The organism is Nitrospira tepida (genome assembly GCF_947241125.1).
Taxonomy (GTDB): Bacteria; Nitrospirota; Nitrospiria; order Nitrospirales; family Nitrospiraceae; genus Nitrospira_G; species Nitrospira_G tepida.
Map to the genome: position 1 here is coordinate 4,522,574 of NZ_OX365700.1, position 17,315 is coordinate 4,539,888.

A 17,315-nucleotide genomic window follows, 5' to 3' on the forward strand; every position below is an offset into this window, starting at 1 on the left:
TCAGGCTCCCGGCAGAGCGGTGGCTGCGCACTCGGCAAGGCGATAGCATCGCCGGAGCCCGTCCACCCACAACTCGTCTTCCCGCTGATGCTCGTTTCCCAGGAGGGCGGAAAACCCTCCCCCGTCGCGAAAAATCAACGGCGTATGAGACAGGAACTCCGTGACCACGGAATTCCCCTGGCGCCACCGCAGCAGAAGGTCGTGATAGCTGTCGGGCTTGTCGTAGAGGGTGACCCCCCATTTGCTCTTGTATCGCAAGAGTCCGTCGGTCAGAGACGGACGGCTGCCCCTGAAATCCACCGTGCGGCAGCCCATCTCGCGCGCCCACTTCACGATGAAGTAATAGAGGGCCGCGACGGCCCCTTCCCGCTCCAGACTCAGGTCCCCATCGGCCGTCCCAAGCGCCAACAGGTCGAGCGTTTCGGCCTTTCGCTCGAAGAGAACCGCGGCGACGCGTCGTCCGTCCCGCTGCACCCAGAGAATGCCTCCCCGGGCGACCCGGCGCCGGAGATCCTGCCTGCTCCGCAAAAACGCCGATTCTCCATGACGCTTCCGAGCAAACGGCAGGTACATGGATCCGTAAAAGGCATCGCAGTCCTGGGCCCCCTGCGTGACGACCGGGCGGTACTGATGGCGCCGGACAAGGACCATGTCCCGCTTGATGCTGCCGCCGCTTCGCACCAATTGTTCGAGATCCTCGGGAACGCGCAGTCTGGTTCCGACCCACTCGGGCACCGGCAGGTAACCGAGACCGGTCCATCTCCCGGCCGACCGCCGATCCACGCGCGCCACCGTCAGGTCGGCCTCTCCGCAAAGCCGGTCGAGAACGTGAGGCAGGGCCGAGAGGGTGAACTCCCCGACAGCTTCGCGCGCCGGCTCGCCTTGGAAAAATCGTTGCGCGACATACCCGACCCATGGCTCGTGCCCTGCGACCAGGAGGACGCCGGGCCGTCCGCTTCCTCGCGTCGGGCCTCGCAACCGGGCGACCGGCGTCTTCCTGAGTCCCGACCATCCCAGCAGGGCCAGACCGACGCGCGTGATTCCCTCGCGCAGCCGATCAGGCAGGCGAGCGCCGGCCCATTCGGCCATGTCGCGCATGACGGTACTCATGCCGCTTCCCGGCTGGGCTTCCGGCAACGCATGGCGACAAAATTCCCCGTGAGGTAGCGTGTCGGGAAGCGGGCCAGGCATTCCCACGTCATCAACCATCGGCCGAATCGCGCCTGCAGGGTCGTCGTCGCGTGGGCCTGGAGCCATCGGGCCACTCGCACCCCCATGACGCGGGGACAATGCAGAATCGCCGTGGACTCAAGAATCTCCAACCCCGCCTCCTCGATCATCCGCCCGAACGGCCCAGGCCCGCAGGTGGCGCCTACATAGTACGGCACCACGCCGAGCCGATTGAGCCAGCGGAACGGCAGACTGTTCCTCAAGGCGATGATCGGATTCGCCAAATTATCGATGGTGATGACCAACTGCCCGCCTGGTCGGACGGTCCGCGAAAGCTCCCTGAGGCTGGCCGCCATCTCGGTCAGCGAGTGAAAGTGATCGAGCGTAGAATTGGACACGACCGCATCGAACGAGTCGTCCGCAAACGGGAGCCGGCGCACATCCGCGCAGGCCATCGCCGCGTGGGGCCGCGCGGAGGCGGCCCCGCGGAGCGCCGTGATCGAGACATCCATCCCGACCACGACCTCCGCACGGCTCATCAAAAACGTCCACAATCCTTCGCCCACCGCTTCGTCGAAGAGATCCGTTTTCAGCAATCGTCGGATCGGCGCCCTCGTCAACCATCGCGCGCAGAGCCCGAGATTGACGGCGTCGCTGTGGGCGCGCCAGAGCCGATCCGGCCCGCCCTTGGTCCACGCGCGGGCCACGTCATCCCAATACCGCTGTTCAGCGGAGGTCGAGCCGGCCGCCGGTCGGTTCCTCTGCTCGGCTCCTTTCATGAGGTTCCCGTCAAAAAGGTTTGGTCCCCACCGCATACGCCAACGACCATGGAAGCCGAACGAGAGAATCGGCGCAATCGATCGTGAACCGCGCTCGCAGCTCCTGCTCAACCTGAGGCAGCTCCGCTTTGACCATCCCGAAGAGATGCCGGCAGTACCAGACCAGGGAGGGAAGATCGGGAAAATCCCAGGTGAAGCGCTCATGCCGCTCCGAGACCTCCCGAAATCCCGCGTGAGCCATGAGGGCCGTGAGCTCGCCGGGACGAAAGAACAGCCCCTTGTGGCCGGTCAGGCTGAACCGATCCACCGCATCATTCAGGAACCATCCGACGGGCGTGCCTTCCTGGACATCCGCCACGGCAAGTTTTCCGCCGGGAATCAGCACGCGAAACGCTTCCCGGAACACATCGAGCTTGGATTCGATATGGTGCAAGCCGGCAAGGCTCCCGATCCGATCCATCGTTTCCGATGCGAGCGGCATGACGGTGAGCGAACCGAGCACGCGATCAAACCGCGGGGCGACCCCGTGAAGAAACCCTTCGGCCGGCTCAAGACAAATGATTCCCCGATGGTGTCCGCGCCGCTGCTCCAGACCCTCGGCCAGATATCCGCCCCCGGCCGGCGCATCGCAACACTGATGACCGGGGGCCGCATCCAAGAGGTTGATCAACAGCGACCGCTCTGTTTCCCGCACGGATGGAAGGGCGCGGCACGCTTCATTGTAGGAACCGCCGCGGGTGTTGAAAATATATTCGTAGTCCGACATGGGGGCCTCACCTCCGCGCGTCGATCAATCGCGGTCGCGTTCAAACACCTACATTATGGGATTGCAGCATCGCGCAGATTCGTTCGGAGATCAGATCGCCCGCCAGCCGATGGGCCGTGGCGTTCCAGTGCCCATCGCCCAGCTTGGCGTTCGGAAACCCGTGCAGAAAGACACCCTGTTGCGCGGCGTAGGCGGCCAGAGGCTCGGCCAGACTCAACGATGCGATGCCCTCCCGCCTCGCCAAGGCCTGAATGCGTCGATCCGGGTAGTAGAGATCCGGCACCCCGAGTCGTCGGGCGACCGCCTCTCGATGTTGAAGGTCGGGGTGAACCTGGTCGGGATTCGAAAGGCTCACCAGAAGGAATCGGCTCCCTCCGGCTTCCGCCGCCCGCTTCGCCAGCACCACCAAGGCTTCGGTGATCGTCCAGGCCTCCGTCCAGAGCGGATCGGTCGGTTCAAGATAGACCGTGGCATCAAGATCGATCTCCGGGCCGGCTTCGGCTTTCATCCGCCGTTGATGGACGGCTTCGTTCAGGGCGCCCTTCAATCTGTACTTGGCTTCGCGGATGAGTTGGAGCACGCGGGAGAACTCAAAGGCTTCGGAACTGAACGGGAGCTGCTGGAGTCGAAACGCGACCGACCGGCGAAACGCATCATCCAGGACCAATCGCCCGTCCTTGAAGGCGTAGTAGGGCCGGACCGAGTCTCCGTCCAATTCTCGCGAATTCCCGCGAATGTCGTTGCCCGTGAACAGCGCCAGCAGGACGAGATCCGGATGATACGGGCGGACCTTATGACGCAGCACGAGCAGCTCTTGGGCCGTACTGTACCCGGACACGCCGAAATTCACGGCTTCGACCGACCGTCCGGCGAGCGCGGGGCAGCCTCGCAACTCCTGTTCGAGTCTGGCCCAATAGGTCTGGTCCATGGGAAGCTGGAGCGCCTCCGTGTAGGAGTCGCCCAGGACCGCGATCCGAAAGGTCCCCGGCGGTTTCTCCAGGCTGTGTTCACGGTCGCGCAGGCCTGCGCGGTTGATCGTGACATAGGCCTCGCCCTCCTTGTGCCAGAACCCCCGTGCCCCAGGCTTGTGAGCATATCCGGTCAGATCATCAGGGAGGTAGAAATAGGGGTAGGACACGCCGAGCACACGAAGACCGATTTCCGCGAGGACGAATGCCACGCAACAGCCGCTCAAGACCAATGCGATGTGGCTCGCCCATTGTTTCACCACGCTCGGCCTCCGATGGCGTTCCCACATCATAGGAGCGCGGTCAGTCCGGCTCAACATCTCTCTCGACGCACGATGCCGCTTCAAAGCACCAGGAATAGACCCATAGAGTGAGTGCCGGCATCGCAGGTGCGCAGGCGCGACCCGGCCTAAGGCTCCTCGCACTCGTGTCACCCCGACCTCCGCTTGCAATCTTGAGTTTCCGGCACCAAACATGCAGTCTGTTCCCCAACAGGTTGAACGCATGAAATTGCGTCCCGATGAACAGCCTGTGGAAATCGTGGTCGGTACGCACCGGCTCCAGGGTATTCTCTGTGTCCCTGACCACCCAAGAGGAATCGTTCTCTTTGCACATGGGAGCGGGAGCGGACGGTTGAGCCCTCGCAACCAATTCGTGGCCCGGCACCTTCAGCAGGGACAGATGGCGACGTTATTGATGGATCTGTTGGAGGAGTGGGAAGCCGAGGATCGTCGAAACGTCTTCGATATTCCCCTGCTCGCCGGGAGAGTGCGCGGGGCAACCGAGTGGCTTGGCGGGCAATCCACAACTGAACGACTCCGCGTCGGCTATTTCGGGGCCAGCACCGGAGCGGGAGCGGCCTTACAGGCCGCAGCCCAGGCGCCGGACCAGGTGGCGGCGGTGGTATCGCGCGGCGGGCGACCGGATCTGGCCGCGACCTACCTGCCGGAGGTGACGGCGCCGACATTGCTTATTGTCGGAGGAGACGATCGGCCGGTCATCGAGCTGAATCGCGAGGCCCTTTCCCTGCTCACCTGTCCCAAACAACTCATCATCGTCCCAGGCGCCTCCCACCTCTTCGAAGAACCAGGGACATTGGAGCAGGTGGCCACGCTCGCGCTCGACTGGTTTCAACGATACCTGTCTCCTTCTTCCTAATTCCTCATTCCTCATTCCTCACTTTTCGACTTTCCCCACATTGCCCCTTCGCGCCGCAATGTGAACTTCAATCCTGGGGAGAATCTCCCCAGTGAGAAATCCCTCTCATTCGAAAATATCGGCACCTGGCACCGATTGCGGTCTTCCCGACTCTCCCTGGGCGGCACTCCTCTTGCTCCACTCAAGAAGTGATCAAGTTCGATATGGCTGATAAACAATGGACGACGCTGCCACAGAACAGGACCGGCAAAGCACACTGGATCGAGTCCAGCCTCTTTCAGGCAGTGGCAAGACCACCCCCATCCCCTTCACGTCCAGGCTCATTCCGGTGGAGGCTGCTCCAGTTGAGATGATCCCCCAGGGCGCGCGGACCCGCCGGAGATGGCTGTTGCCGCTCCTCCTGATCCTTGCCATAGGGGCGGTCGTCTATTGGCAATGGGGATCACGGGGAGGGTCTGCGCGAACCTACAAGACCGCCCTCGTCGATCGAGGTCCGATTGTCGCAACCGTCACCGCGACCGGGTCGGTCAATCCGGTGACCTCGGTGCTGGTCGGCAGCCAAGTCAGCGGCAGGATCAAGACGCTCTATGCGGATTACAACTCGGAGGTGAAGCAGGGCCAGAAGATCGCCCAGATCGAACCGGCGCTATTTGCGGCGCGCGCCGCCCAGGCCTCCGCCGCGGTCAAGACCGCGTTCGGCGCCCTCGCCAAAGCCCGTGCCGCATTGGCCCAGCGCAAGCTCGAGTTGGATCGCGCCACCAATCTGAGGCGACAGCAGTTCATTCCGCAGGCCGATCTGGATCTGGCGAGGACCAATTTCCGCGACGCGCTTGCGCAGGTGCAAGTGGCCCAGGCCCAGGTGGAACAGGCGCAAGCGGCTTATGCGGTCGCGGACCTGGATTTGTCTCTCACCACGATCTATTCACCCGTGGACGGGACCGTCATCTCCCGCAACGTCGATGTCGGACAGACCGTCGCGGCCACCTTGCAGACCCCCACTCTGTTTGTGATCGCCCAGGACTTGACCAAGATGCAGGTCAACGCGAGCGTCAGCGAAGCCGATATCGGAGGCCTTGCCGAAGGCCACGAGGCGGAGTTCATGGTGGATGCCTATCCGGCCGAGACCTTCACCGGGGCCGTGGTGCAAGTGAGGAACGCGCCGATCAATGTCCAGAACGTGATCACCTATGACGTCATCATCGAAGTCGACAACCATGCGCTCAAGTTGAAACCGGGCATGACGGCAAACGTGTCGATCGTTCGGGCCTATAAAGACAATGTGCTACGGGTGCCGAATGCCGCGCTCCGCTTCAAGATGCCGGATGCGTCGGTCGAGTCGAAACGCCCGATCGTCTGGTCGCTCGACACTCAGGATCGCCCGCAAACCCGTTCTCTGATACCCGGTATCACCGATGGCAACATCACGGAAGTGGCAGGCGGGGACCTCCGCGTGGGAGACCGCGTGATCGTGGGCATGGGGTCTGACGAGGAAACAGATCGCAAGACCTTGCCGCCTGGATTCGGCGTCGGACCGAGGATGCGATAAGAGCGAGGCGCCCGGGGAAAGGCCCCGCCCTGTATGCCACGTTCACTCCTTTCATTGCGGATGACCGGTCAGTTGGCGATTCGCGTGCTGGCGCGTAATCCGCTTCGCACCGGGCTCACGATGCTCGGGATCGTCATCGGCATCGGCGCCGTCGTGACCATGGTCAGCGTCGGCGAGGGCGCCAGTGCCCTCATCCAATCCGAAATCTCAAGTCTGGGCCTGAACGCGGTGATTATCGTGCCAGGCGCCACGACGGTGGGGGGCGTCCGATCCGGCTTGGGGGGGGTGTCCACGCTCACCGTGGACGATGCCAGGGAGATCCAGAAGCGCGTGCGCGGCGTATCGCTCATGACCTATGCGACGAGAGGTGTGCTTCAAGTCGTCCGCGAAAACAAGAACTGGAATACGGTCGTGACCGGCGTGACCGCCTCGCTGCCGGACATTCGGGACTGGCCGGTGGAAGCGGGCACGTTCTTTTCCCAATCGGACGAGGACGTGGCTGCCAAGGTCGCGGTGTTGGGGCGGACAGTGGCCCAGAACCTGTTTGAGCGGGGAGAAGAGATCGTCGGGGCGCAGATCCGCATCAAGAACGTGCCGCTGCGCGTGCTGGGGGTCTTGAAGCCGAAGGGCCAGTCCTTCACTGGCCAGGATCAGGACGACATTGTCTTCCTGCCCTTTTCAACGGCCGAGCGGAAGGTCCTGGGAACAAAACTGTTGGGCACGGTGGGGGCCATCTTCGTGAAGGCCGGTCCGGAGGCTCGCATGTCGGAGATGGTCCAGGATGTCCGCGAGTTGTTGAGAGCGCGCCATCGACTGCACCAAACGGAAGAAGACGACTTTACGGTCCGTACGATGGAAGACGTGGCCAAGATGTCGGCCGGGACAAGCCGAACGATGATGCTGCTGTTGCTGGGGATCGCCTCGATCGCGTTGTTGGTCGGTGGGATCGGGATCATGAACATCCTGCTGGTTTCAGTGACCGAACGGACACGCGAGATCGGGATTCGGATGGCCCTCGGGGCCAAGCGGCAGGATATCCTGCTCCAGTTTCTCATGGAGGCGGTGGTGCTTAGTTCGGTCGGCGGATTGCTCGGCGTCTTGGTCGGCATCGGCGGAGCACGGGTCTTGTCCGGGCTCGCCGGCTGGCCGGTCACCATCTCCCTGGACGCGATCGTTGTCGCCGTGCTGTTTTCGGTGGCGGTCGGCATCTTTTTCGGTCTCTACCCGGCGAACCGAGCCTCTCGCCTCAATCCGATCGAAGCGCTGCACTATGAATGACGAAGGCCCCGTCAAGCGTCATGCGTCAACCGACAAGCGTCAGAACGTAAGGAAACGGAATGAGAAGGAGCCGCGCTTTTCCCAACGGATGACGAATGACGATTGGCGGTCTAGCGTAGACGAGATCGACGGATGATCTGTTAGGACTGGATCACATCGCGGTTGGCTGGAGCACACAAAAAAACCGGCGGAGGTTGGTTCGGAGAGCTCGGCTTTCACTTGTGGGATCTTGGAGAGGCTTTAGGCTTCCCGACCTTGCCGGGCCTGCACACCACCTCTACACCTGACCCCTCTTCATCTCGCTGTACCTCTCACCACCCCTCCGCCTACTCATAGGTAAGTCCTTCTGCCGGCGATTCAAGCCCTGAAGTCCCTTCTAACGGAATCCCATTTATTGTCGGACTCACCGATTGATTCTCGTGAAAAAGTGGCTAATCAGTCTCCAGAGAGAAAGGGGGCGAGGAACGCCTAAGAAGTCAAAGGTCGGCATCCTGGGTTGGTGACCCGCTCTTACGCAGTGCGAGGGGAGAGGATGTCGCTCCTGTGGGTGTTGCGGGGTTGAGATTCGAGGGTACGCGCCATGAGTTCGGTGCCAGTAGGCACGACCGTCTGATGCGAGTCCGATGAGGGTGGCGCGGGACGATCTGGGACGGTTGGGTTGCTGGAGGGTCGTCCGAACCAATCCCGGCTAGTGGGCAGGCCCGGTATCCAGTAAGAGCGGGCCGTTTTTTTGTGAGGTCAACGCATTCATCCTTCCGTCTTTCTGCCTTGTCTCCCTATCATTCGTCTCAGAACAGGCCGGCGATGCCGGTGCTGATCTTCTCCTGAACGATCGGGGTCGCTTCAGGAACATCCAGATCCTTCTGCAACACGTGGCCGACCATCCTCATCTGCTGGACCTTGGGAGCGGCACCGCCCGTTGCCGGCATTCCGGCCGGTCGGCCGAGCGGCTTGCCCAGCCTGCGGTCGGTGATCGGGACATCGGCCGCGCAGAGATAGGTTACCCCTTCTTCCGGAGGCGGCTCCATCCCAAACCCGCCTCGGCCGCTCATGGCCATGCGCATGATCGCGTTCATATCCATGCCGCCCATCATGGCGGACAGGTCTTCTCCCTTCGTCACGGAGGTCACGGCGCTCCCGCCGGTGCTGATTCCGGAACCGAATCCGCTTTGTGCCACGGTTTCCGGCTTCACCCCTTGGCCGGACTTGTGGCAATAGGCCACCTTGGCTTGGATCCAGTAGTTGGCCTGCTCGGGATCGGCGGCAAGCTGATAGCCTTTGGCGGCAAGCTTCTGGCCGACGACCCCCAGATTGACCTGCTGGTTTTCAGAGACGTTGCGCGGCTGGAGATAGACAGTGCGGCTCGTGCTCGGCTCAAGGAAGATCGTGTTGCTGTTCACGAGTCCCGAGCGGATGACGTTCGAGCAGCCGACGGTCAGAACGGACAAGATGATGAGAAAGAATGGGCTTATGAAACGAAACACGTGAAACGCAAGACGATCAGACGAGTCGGCCATCAGAAGTTTCCCGCCACCGCCGCGCTGAGTTTCTGTTGGAGCAGCGATGTGGCCTCCTCTTCTTTCATTTTCTTCTGATGCACGCTGGCCGCAAGTCGCGTTTGATAGACCCCTGACGGCTCACCGGAAGCGGCCACATGGCCGGAGACCGCGGAGCGATCGGCAATCTGCAGATCGGTCACGCAGGCATAGATGACTTCGTCGGTGCCCGCTCGACCGGACGGCCCTCCGAACAGGCTGCCCACCGCGCTGCCGATGCCCTCGATCGCCCCGAGTCCCATGGAGGCCGCCGCGCCCGCCATGGCGCCCTGCGGCCCCGCCATGCTCGCCAAGCCGGCTAGGCTGTTGAGGCCGCCCATCATCGAGGATCCAAAGCCGGTTCCGTAGCCGCTGGCGACCATCGCCTCCACCGACAACTCCGGTTTCGTGACGTTGCAGTAGACGATGTTGGCGAGCACGAGATAGTTGGCCGCATCCGGATCTTGGACGACTTGATAACCCTTCGCCGCCAATCGAGCGCCAAGGTCGGTGAGCGTCGCCGCCTGATTGTCCGACGAATTGCGCGCCTGGACGAAGACGGTGTGCTGGATGCTCGGTTGGAGGAAGAAGGTGCTGCTGGAAATCAGATCGGTATCTTTGATGTTGCCGGCACAGGCAGGCAGAAAGCTAGCCAGCAAAAGCCACCACGCACGGTATCGCATGACGCCTCGATGTAGGCGGCGAAGAAGTCGGCCCTGCATTCTAGGTCATGAGTTACCACGCTGACAACAGGCCGGAAGAACCCCGTCTCCCTGTTCTTACACCAGGATCGTGCCTTGTCCTTGCCGCCAGCGCACGGGGGTGCCGAAGGCCGCGCACTTCCGCTCCATCGTCCGCTCGAGAAACGTCCGTTCTGTTCCCTTCGCAAGCCGCACCCGGAACTCGTCGATCGCGACCGGGACGAGCCGGATCTGCGCCACCCGCCCCTGCTCCAACTCCGCCACGAACAGAAACGAGAGATCGTTCCGCTCGGCGGGGTCCACGGCATAGTCGTCTACAAAGTCGCCGGCGGCATAGAGGATGGCGCGATGCCGGTAGAGTTCAATCCCCTGGGGCGTATGGTTGGAATGGCCCCAGTAGAGATCGGCTCCCAGGTCGATGAGATCGTGGGCCAGCGCCTGCATAGCCCGGCTGGGCGATCCCCAGTTCGGCCCCACATGGGCGCTCAGGATGACAAGCTGCGCGCGCTGCCTTGCCGATCGAATCAGCCGTGACAGCCGCTCCCGATAGGGCTCGATCAGCCCACCGGTTCCGTACCGAATGAAGTGCACGCCGGCCGTCCGATCCGTCGCCTCCCATTCCGGCTCGTTGTCCGTCAGACCGATCACAGTCACGGTGCCGGAGGACGTCGCCAGATACATCGGCTCGAGCGCCTGAGCCAGCGTGGTTCCGGCGCCCGTATGTTGGATTCCCGCGGCATCGAGCCTCTCCAGACAATCTCGCAGGGCCTCCGGTCCGTAATCGAGCACGTGATTATTGGCCAGGGTCACCCCGTCGATCTCTGCGGCGCGCAGGACCTCGATGGCCCTGGGATCGGCGCGAAAGTGAAAGGCCTTGCTGTCCGGTCTCCATTCGCGGCCTCGGTCGCTGATGACGCACTCGAGGTTGATGAGGAGCAGATCGGCTCCCAACAGCAGCGGACACACGTCGCCCCAGACGGTTTCAGGAGGCAGGGCGTGGTTGCGGATGACCGATTCGTCCACCAACCGCCCCAACATGACATCCCCGGTCAGCGCCAGCGTCATGGGCTGCATCTGGTTCTCATCGGCTCGACAACATCAGCGGTATCGAAAGGATGGGAAGGCTGATCGTGATGCGCCGATCGTCAACCGTGAAGGCGCTCGAAGTCCGATACGGCCTCTTCGTCCCCGAACGATTGACGGATGACGTTCGACGCATGACGACCAGACCAAGAGGCGATCACCCATTGCATTCAAGAGCCACAGGCCCCCGGCCAGCGGACTTTTTCGCATCCTGCTACAGCGGGCGCTTGACCACCAACACGGGACAGGTCGCCCGCTGCGCGACGGTCAAGGACACGCTGCCCAACACCTCGGCCATCCGGCCGGTCAAGCCACGGGAACCGAGGACGAGCAACCCGCTGTTCTGCCGCTTGGCTTCGCGGGGCAGCGCGTCTCCCGGACGCCCGACCAGGACTTTCGTCTTCACCTCAGCCTTCACCCCGTCCAAAACGGTCCTCGTCGCATCCATGGCCCGTTTCGCCAGATCATAGCGCGCCAATTGAATCTGGCGCTTGATCAGGCCGGGGGGTTGCTTCGTCTCTCGCTGATAGAGCCTGACCTCTTGCTGGTCTACCGGCGGAACGACGGACACCAGGCCGATGCGCCCGATCTTGGGCAGGTTCGCCACGATCCCGGCGGCGGTCTTGGCCCCTCGCGAGCCATCGCTCGCCAGGAGCACCGTCAGCGGAACCTTGAGCTTGGTCTGAGCCGGAATGAGCAACACGGAACAGGGTGCGTAACTCAGCAGCCGTTGCGACACGCTGCCGAGGACCAACCCCCTCGCGGCCTGGAGTCCTCGCGTGCCGGTCACGATGAGGTCCGGCTGGGTCTCCCGAATCAGCTTGAGCAGTTCGTAGATGGCCGGCCCCTGACGGAGAGCGCATTTGATGTCGCGATAGCGTGTGCGCAGGACCAGGGTGGCCCGCTCCAGGACGGCTTGGGCTTCATCCGCCCGCCTTCGCTCGACGCCGGACCGCGGCTCTCCCGGCAACGTGTCGAGCACGTCGAACGGTTCGATCACATGCGCGATCGTGATGCGCGTTCCGGGTGGATGGGGAAAGTCTCTCATCCAGGCGAGCACGGTATTTGCGTAAGAGGATTGATCCACGGCCAGCAATATTTGCATCGTGCCAGTCTCCCTGTCCGAGTTGGTGAGCGTTCAGCGACTCGTCGCGCCGGCCTCGGTCAGCCACTGCGACCGGGCTCCTGTGGAGGCGGCGTCCGTTTCAATGCGGCGCGCATGCCTTCCAGGCACGCCAGCACTTCCTCGTCGTCGATCTGATGAAAGTCCGCATAGAATTGTCCGATGCCATAAAACGACGAGGGTGTGTGCAGGATGACGACCTCGTCGACCAGTTCGCGCAAATCTTCCCGAGCCCGGTCCGGCCCTACCGGCACCGCCGCCACAAGCCGCCCGACTTTCATCTCACGCAAGGCCGCCAAGGAGGCATAGAACGTCGCGCCCGTGGCGATCCCGTCATCCACGAGAATGACCGTGTCGCCCGCCAACGCCGGCAGCGCGCGTCCCTGCCGATACCGCTCGATCCGCCGCGCAATCTCCCGCTGCTGGCGGCCGATCTCTTCCTCCAACTCGCGGGCCGGCACGTCGTAAGAGTCCAGCACGTCGCGGTTCAGGTATCGATAGCCGGTTTCGGCCAAGGCTCCCATCGCCAGTTCGGGATTGCCCGGCGTTCCGAGCTTCCGGGTCACCAGGACATCAAGCGGAAGATGGAGCGCCAGGCTGATCTCATAGGCCACGACGACCCCGCCCCGCGGCAGCCCCAGCACGATTGTCTGCGGGGCATCTCGATATCGCACAAGCGCCTGGGCCAGTTGCCGGCCCGCATCGCGCCGATCCTTGAACAGATAATCTTGTCCCCACGGCATAGGTTGCCCTTTCCGATCTCTTCGATCCCGCCGATCCAATCGATCGGCCGATCAGAATACAACTCGTTCGGACACGGTCGCCGCCGTGATTCCGCCGGTCTCCACGGCCCATGTGAACTCCTTGACTCTTTGTCTCAGCCGCTCCAGGAGTCCCTGATATGACGAGTCGCGGATGATCTTCTCAAACTGCCCGCGGTAGTTGCGCACGAGACTGACGCCGTCGATCACGATATCGTACACCAACCACTCGCCCGATCGATTGAGGAGTCGATAGTCCATTGGAAAATCCGCCTTGTTCGATACGACCTTGGTTCTGACCTCCGCATAGGGCCCGTCCAGCCGCTCGCCGACATAACGGATGTCTTCGCCGGCATAGCCTTCGATCCTGTCCGCATAGGTATCCGTCAAGAAGGATCGAAAGAGATCGACGAACTCCGTTCGCTCGGACTCGCTGAGTTGTTTCCATTGTCCTGCCAACGTGCGCTTGGACATTTCCTCGTAGCTGAACCGAGCCCCGACCGCTTCTTTCAGCATGCGCCGGCGCTGTGCCAACCGTTCGGGGCGCTTCAGGGTCTCATCCCCCAATATGCGCAGCACCTCGGTGACCGTGCCCCGTACGGCCTCCGTCGGAGGCACCGCCGCCTGGGCGACGCCGACTGCGAACAGGGCGGCGGCGCCGAGGCGACCACACCAGGATTGCGCAACTCCTTTCATCAGCGGCATCCGGTCAGAACAACGGATGATGGGGAGCCGAGGTAAACGGGGCGTTCTTGGGCGCATCGCCGGCATTGCCGACGAAGCGCCAGACGCCGGCGTCTTTGACGAGATAATGCACTTCGCGAAACCAGCTGTCGATCGTGATTCGCTTGCCGCTCTCACGCTCGGTTCCGTAGAGCCCGCCGGTGCAGGTGAATTCGGCGTTCCATCTGGCGCCGGTCCGGAAGAGTTTCACCTGGGAGAAGAGATGGGTCGAGGACAGCGCATCGTAGTGCGTAAACACCTCTCCCCATACGCGGCGGACATCCGGCAGCTTCAACCCATGATAGTTATAGTCTGCCGAATAAAAACCCATGAGTTCATCCAGACGTTGTGCCTCCACCGCCTGCTCCATCCGCTCAAAGTCGCCCAGCGCTTCAGCCACCATGGGGTGGAGCGTCGCCTTCGGGTCATAGGGTATCGTCTGCGTCTCGACCTCCACGGAGGCGTTGGGGACCAGATACATCGCAGCCCACGATTGACTGCCGAACCACGACCAAAGGATCACAACCCCCATGACCCATCCAATCAGGCTCACCGGATTTTTCACCTTCGCCTTGCCGACCGAGGTTGTGACTGTGCGCAGCATGCCATTGCTTGACCGGCGTGAAAAATATACGGTCCCCTCATCAATAGACAGTGATACCGGTGAGCAAGAGGGAGGCCACTACGCCGACGGCGCTATTCCCTCAGGATCACGCGCAACCTGTTGATTTTGGATGGCCGGCGAGCCGAGACCCCGCTCCAGCGAAGCAAACTGCTACATCGCGAGCGCCCTCCGCTGTAGCGAATAGTCCCATTCATGGATCCGGTTCGACCGTTGGAGTCCTCAACTCTATGGGTCACCCTTCGATCGGCGCGGCCATGGGAGGAAAAAACCCTGGAGTTTTTTCACCGCTCCGGCTATAGGAAGGTGGTCCGTAGAGGGCTGTGGCGGCGAAGTCTTGGCGCCGACGAATCGAGCGGTGATGATTTCGGCGCCGCCGTGCGGATTCTGCCTCAGCATGGAAGATAGACATCGATGAAGGAGGTTTCGAATGCGGCTGTCTCGTGTTGCGCTGATTCTGCTGGTCCTGCTGGGTTGGTCTCTGCCGGCCCTGCTCGTTCCCTCCGCCGTCCAGGCGGAAGAAAAATGGAAACAGACCTATGAAGGCGTGAAGCCAGGCACCTGGTATTTGGGCGTACGGGCCGGTTTCACCCCCTTGACGCAAGAGTTGAGACGGAACACGGATACGGACGTGGGCCACCTGCTGAACTTCCAAGCGATGTATGCCGTCAATAAATGGCTGTTCCTCGGCATGATGATCGAGTGGGAGCGGCACTCGGTGGACCAGGAACGGCCGAGCCTGAATCTCGGCCATTTGGATACCGTGTCGGTGCTGCCCACGCTGGAACTCCGGCCCTTTCGGGTCGGGCCGATCAGTCCTTATGCCAACATGAGCTTCGGCGTCAACGTGAACGGGTTTGGAGAGGACCGCGGCAACATCGGCAACACCACGATCAGCCCCAGCAACAATTTCGCCTGGCGGCTTGGCTGGGGCGCGGACTACGCGCTCACGGAACAACTGGCCCTGAACGTGGAAATGGCCTACAAGCGCAACGACGGCCATGTCACGATCGGCAACGTGCGGTCGGATGATTGGAACGCCTCCTCGTTTGGGTTTCTCGTCGGCGTGCGCCTCTTCTTCTTTTGAGCGAGCGCGGGAGCGGGCCTTGCCCGCTCCCGTCATTCCCCCTTCCCGTCTGCCGATCGAGCAATCTGCACGTCCAACACAAGCACCCAGTCATTTCCGCTCCGGACCTCTCCCGGCGCGTCGAATTCGCGGGTTCCCCTGTTCACAAACCCGCCCACGGGTATCGTTTGCCCGGTTCGCGGATCGAACCAGGATGCCGTCCCTGGAGCCGCTAACCGTTCCAGGTTCGCGACCACCGAGCCGCCGGTGGGAAGATAGATCCAGGCATAGGTGCCGTCCGACGCGCGGGTCGCTTGAGCGTGGTGGATGCCACGTCCAGGATCGGACGCGATGAGGGATTGATCCGGAATACGCGTGAGCATGGGGCGTGACTCCACCAGCGTTCGTAGATGCCGAAGCTGTCCGGCGGCCGGCGCATCCAGAGCCTTTTGCCAATGTCCGCGTTGCCCGTTGCTGGTGGGCTCGCCCGGCACATAGAAAATCTCGATATCGTTGTGACCATAGACATGGCCGAACGCGCCGGCAAAGACCGCCCAATAGGCTTTCCTTCGCATCACGTCCTCGCCCACACGCGGACCAGGGCCGGGCGCCCCCATATAAAACCCGTCTGGTTTGGTGTCATAGATCGGCTCGGCATCGATCACAGGCTTGACAGGCCGGCGGTCGTACTCCATCGCGACCAGCTCATAGGCCTCCCCGCAGCGTCCTCCCGACCAATGGCATTGCCAGGCTTGCGCATCATCCATATGGCCGGACTGGAGCATGTTGAAATCGAGCCAGGGCTCTTGATGAAATTCTGGTGCGGAGCTGGCCGGGGCGCCGGGATGAATCGACATGAGCTGCCGCCCGCCATGCCCCAATCGCAACCCTTCGGCCATGGCCACAAACAGGGCACGTTGTTCGTCGGAGAGGGTCGGAACATAGTCGTTGATTGAGTCATACTCGCCGCTGACGACCCAGATGACGTTGGATCGATCCCGATAGCGGGTACCGAGCCACAGTCCCAACCGCCTTGCCTTCTCCGCATCCCCGTCAAATGCCTGCTTGTAGGCCTGGCCCCACATCACCACGAGATCGACGTAGAGTCCCTGCCGCGCCGCTTCGTCCACGATGAAATCGACGTGCCGCCAGTAGGATTCGCGAGGGCGATCGGTGTCGCCGTCGAGGAACGGAGACTCCCGAAATCCCATCCAGTCCTCGTTAAACCCGCCGGTCACCTGAATCCCTGTGAATCCTTTGGCCGCGCGATCCGTCAGGTAGAGGCGAATGTCGTCGTTGCTGAGTTTCGTCAGGGACCAGGCGGTGTCGCCCAACCAGAAAAAAGGGGTCCCGTCCTGCGTGACCAGGAAATGCCCGTTGTCGCTGACCCGCAGCGGGGACAGCGGCGCGGCGCCCAGACAGAGCAGCGCCGACAAGACTCCATAGGCGAGCAGGCCGATCCTTCGCGTCATGATGAGTTCGCCGATCCCGGGATGATGAACCAGGCAGACGATCCCATGATACAAACGGGCCGGACCCTGCACAACTCCAGGGACATCCCCGGTCCAATGTCGGGGGCTTGGGCAGGCGAATGGCGCCGCAAGCGTGAAGCGGTCAAACAGTCGGCAGTGAAAGAGAACCCTGCACGCAGTGAGCTGATTGCCGGGGAGAGGCGGCTCTGCGAACGAAAGATCGCCGGCTACGCCGGTTTCGCGTAGAGAAACAGATGGAGCCGTTCCTGTTCTTCCGGGCGGAGCGACTGAAACTGGACGCCGAACTCGCCGCGCGAAGCCCAACGCACCAGCGCCCGATCGATCTTGATGGCGCTCCGATCGTCAGGAAGGTGGATGAACAGGGCCAACCCTTCGCCCACCGTGACGGGCGTCGGGCTTTCCACCGCACAGCCGCCGATGGAGAGGTTATAGAGGCTCCCCTGCTTGAGTCCGACGCCCTGGCTGTCGGGCGTGACAAACAGGACGGGAAGATCGACCATGTGGCGCGGATGGGCTCGGAGTTCCTGCATCGACTCCGCCTTT

The 17,315-nt window shown here is 62.3% G+C and carries 17 protein-coding genes; 4 read left to right on the forward strand and 13 right to left on the reverse strand.

Going from position 1 to position 17,315, the window contains the following annotated elements; translation table 11 throughout:
- Genes QWI75_RS21460 through QWI75_RS21475 form a run of 4 tightly spaced genes read right to left on the reverse strand, consistent with a single transcriptional unit; the run spans window position 1 to window position 3,946 of the window.
- Window positions 1-1,110 (reverse strand): hypothetical protein, encoded by a 1,110-nt coding sequence (locus tag QWI75_RS21460; RefSeq protein ID WP_289271416.1) that lies wholly within the window; start codon window positions 1,108-1,110, stop codon window positions 1-3.
- Window positions 1,107-1,949, reverse strand: coding sequence for a class I SAM-dependent methyltransferase (locus QWI75_RS21465; RefSeq protein WP_289271417.1), 843 nt, complete (start codon window positions 1,947-1,949; stop codon window positions 1,107-1,109). The genes QWI75_RS21460 and QWI75_RS21465 overlap by 4 nt, the downstream gene beginning before the upstream one ends.
- 10 nt (window positions 1,950-1,959) lie before the next feature.
- Window positions 1,960-2,715 (reverse strand): class I SAM-dependent methyltransferase, encoded by a 756-nt coding sequence (locus QWI75_RS21470; protein WP_289271418.1) that lies wholly within the window; start codon window positions 2,713-2,715, stop codon window positions 1,960-1,962.
- Window positions 2,716-2,755: 40 nt separating this feature from the next.
- Window positions 2,756-3,946, reverse strand: a complete 1,191-nt coding sequence (locus QWI75_RS21475) for an SGNH/GDSL hydrolase family protein (RefSeq protein WP_289271419.1) — start codon at window positions 3,944-3,946, stop codon at window positions 2,756-2,758.
- Between the two features lie 241 nt (window positions 3,947-4,187).
- On the opposite strand from QWI75_RS21475, the gene QWI75_RS21480 reads away from it, so the two are divergent.
- The 3 genes from QWI75_RS21480 (at window position 4,188) to QWI75_RS21490 (ending at window position 7,665) form a co-directional block, all read left to right on the forward strand.
- A complete protein-coding gene (locus QWI75_RS21480; RefSeq protein ID WP_289271420.1) occupies window positions 4,188-4,841 on the forward strand; it encodes a dienelactone hydrolase family protein in 654 nt (217 codons plus the stop codon).
- A 217-nt stretch (window positions 4,842-5,058) separates the two neighbouring features.
- Entirely contained in the window at window positions 5,059-6,387 is a 1,329-nt protein-coding gene (locus tag QWI75_RS21485; RefSeq protein ID WP_289271421.1) for an efflux RND transporter periplasmic adaptor subunit, read from the forward strand.
- 33 nt (window positions 6,388-6,420) lie between these two features.
- Window positions 6,421-7,665 (forward strand): ABC transporter permease, encoded by a 1,245-nt coding sequence (locus tag QWI75_RS21490; protein ID WP_289271422.1) that lies wholly within the window; start codon window positions 6,421-6,423, stop codon window positions 7,663-7,665.
- Window positions 7,666-8,453: 788 nt separating this feature from the next.
- On the opposite strand, the gene traT (QWI75_RS21495) is transcribed toward QWI75_RS21490, so the two are convergent.
- The 7 genes from traT (QWI75_RS21495) to QWI75_RS21525 form a co-directional block, all read right to left on the reverse strand.
- Window positions 8,454-9,182, reverse strand: a complete 729-nt coding sequence (gene traT, locus QWI75_RS21495) for a complement resistance protein TraT (protein WP_289271423.1) — start codon at window positions 9,180-9,182, stop codon at window positions 8,454-8,456.
- Window positions 9,182-9,883, reverse strand: a complete 702-nt coding sequence (traT, locus tag QWI75_RS21500) for a complement resistance protein TraT (protein ID WP_289271424.1) — start codon at window positions 9,881-9,883, stop codon at window positions 9,182-9,184. The genes traT (QWI75_RS21495) and traT (QWI75_RS21500) overlap by 1 nt, the downstream gene beginning before the upstream one ends.
- Window positions 9,884-9,979: 96 nt before the next feature.
- Window positions 9,980-10,975 carry a CapA family protein gene (locus QWI75_RS21505; protein WP_289271425.1) on the reverse strand — a complete coding sequence of 332 codons (996 nt, stop codon included), beginning with the start codon at window positions 10,973-10,975 and terminating at the stop codon, window positions 9,980-9,982.
- Between the two features lie 223 nt (window positions 10,976-11,198).
- The gene (locus QWI75_RS21510; RefSeq protein ID WP_289271426.1) at window positions 11,199-12,089 is read right to left on the reverse strand and encodes a universal stress protein; all 891 of its coding nucleotides are present in this window, start codon (window positions 12,087-12,089) and stop codon (window positions 11,199-11,201) included.
- A 59-nt stretch (window positions 12,090-12,148) separates the two neighbouring features.
- Window positions 12,149-12,850 (reverse strand): phosphoribosyltransferase, encoded by a 702-nt coding sequence (locus tag QWI75_RS21515; RefSeq protein ID WP_289271427.1) that lies wholly within the window; start codon window positions 12,848-12,850, stop codon window positions 12,149-12,151.
- A gap of 51 nt (window positions 12,851-12,901) precedes the next feature.
- Window positions 12,902-13,564 carry an MlaC/ttg2D family ABC transporter substrate-binding protein gene (locus QWI75_RS21520; RefSeq protein WP_289271428.1) on the reverse strand — a complete coding sequence of 221 codons (663 nt, stop codon included), beginning with the start codon at window positions 13,562-13,564 and terminating at the stop codon, window positions 12,902-12,904.
- Window positions 13,565-13,577: 13 nt separating this feature from the next.
- A complete protein-coding gene (locus tag QWI75_RS21525) occupies window positions 13,578-14,195 on the reverse strand; it encodes a hypothetical protein (protein WP_289271429.1) in 618 nt (205 codons plus the stop codon).
- A gap of 448 nt (window positions 14,196-14,643) precedes the next feature.
- Here QWI75_RS21525 and QWI75_RS21530 point away from each other — a divergent pair, with 448 nt between their 5' ends.
- A complete protein-coding gene (locus QWI75_RS21530) occupies window positions 14,644-15,300 on the forward strand; it encodes an outer membrane beta-barrel protein (protein WP_289271430.1) in 657 nt (218 codons plus the stop codon).
- Between the two features lie 32 nt (window positions 15,301-15,332).
- On the opposite strand, the gene QWI75_RS21535 is transcribed toward QWI75_RS21530, so the two are convergent.
- Both QWI75_RS21535 and QWI75_RS21540 read right to left on the reverse strand, forming a co-directional pair.
- Window positions 15,333-16,751 (reverse strand): glycoside hydrolase family 140 protein, encoded by a 1,419-nt coding sequence (locus QWI75_RS21535; protein ID WP_289271431.1) that lies wholly within the window; start codon window positions 16,749-16,751, stop codon window positions 15,333-15,335.
- A gap of 227 nt (window positions 16,752-16,978) precedes the next feature.
- Window positions 16,979-17,302 carry a PilZ domain-containing protein gene (locus QWI75_RS21540; protein WP_289271432.1) on the reverse strand — a complete coding sequence of 108 codons (324 nt, stop codon included), beginning with the start codon at window positions 17,300-17,302 and terminating at the stop codon, window positions 16,979-16,981.
- Between the last annotated feature and the right edge of the window lie 13 nt (window positions 17,303-17,315).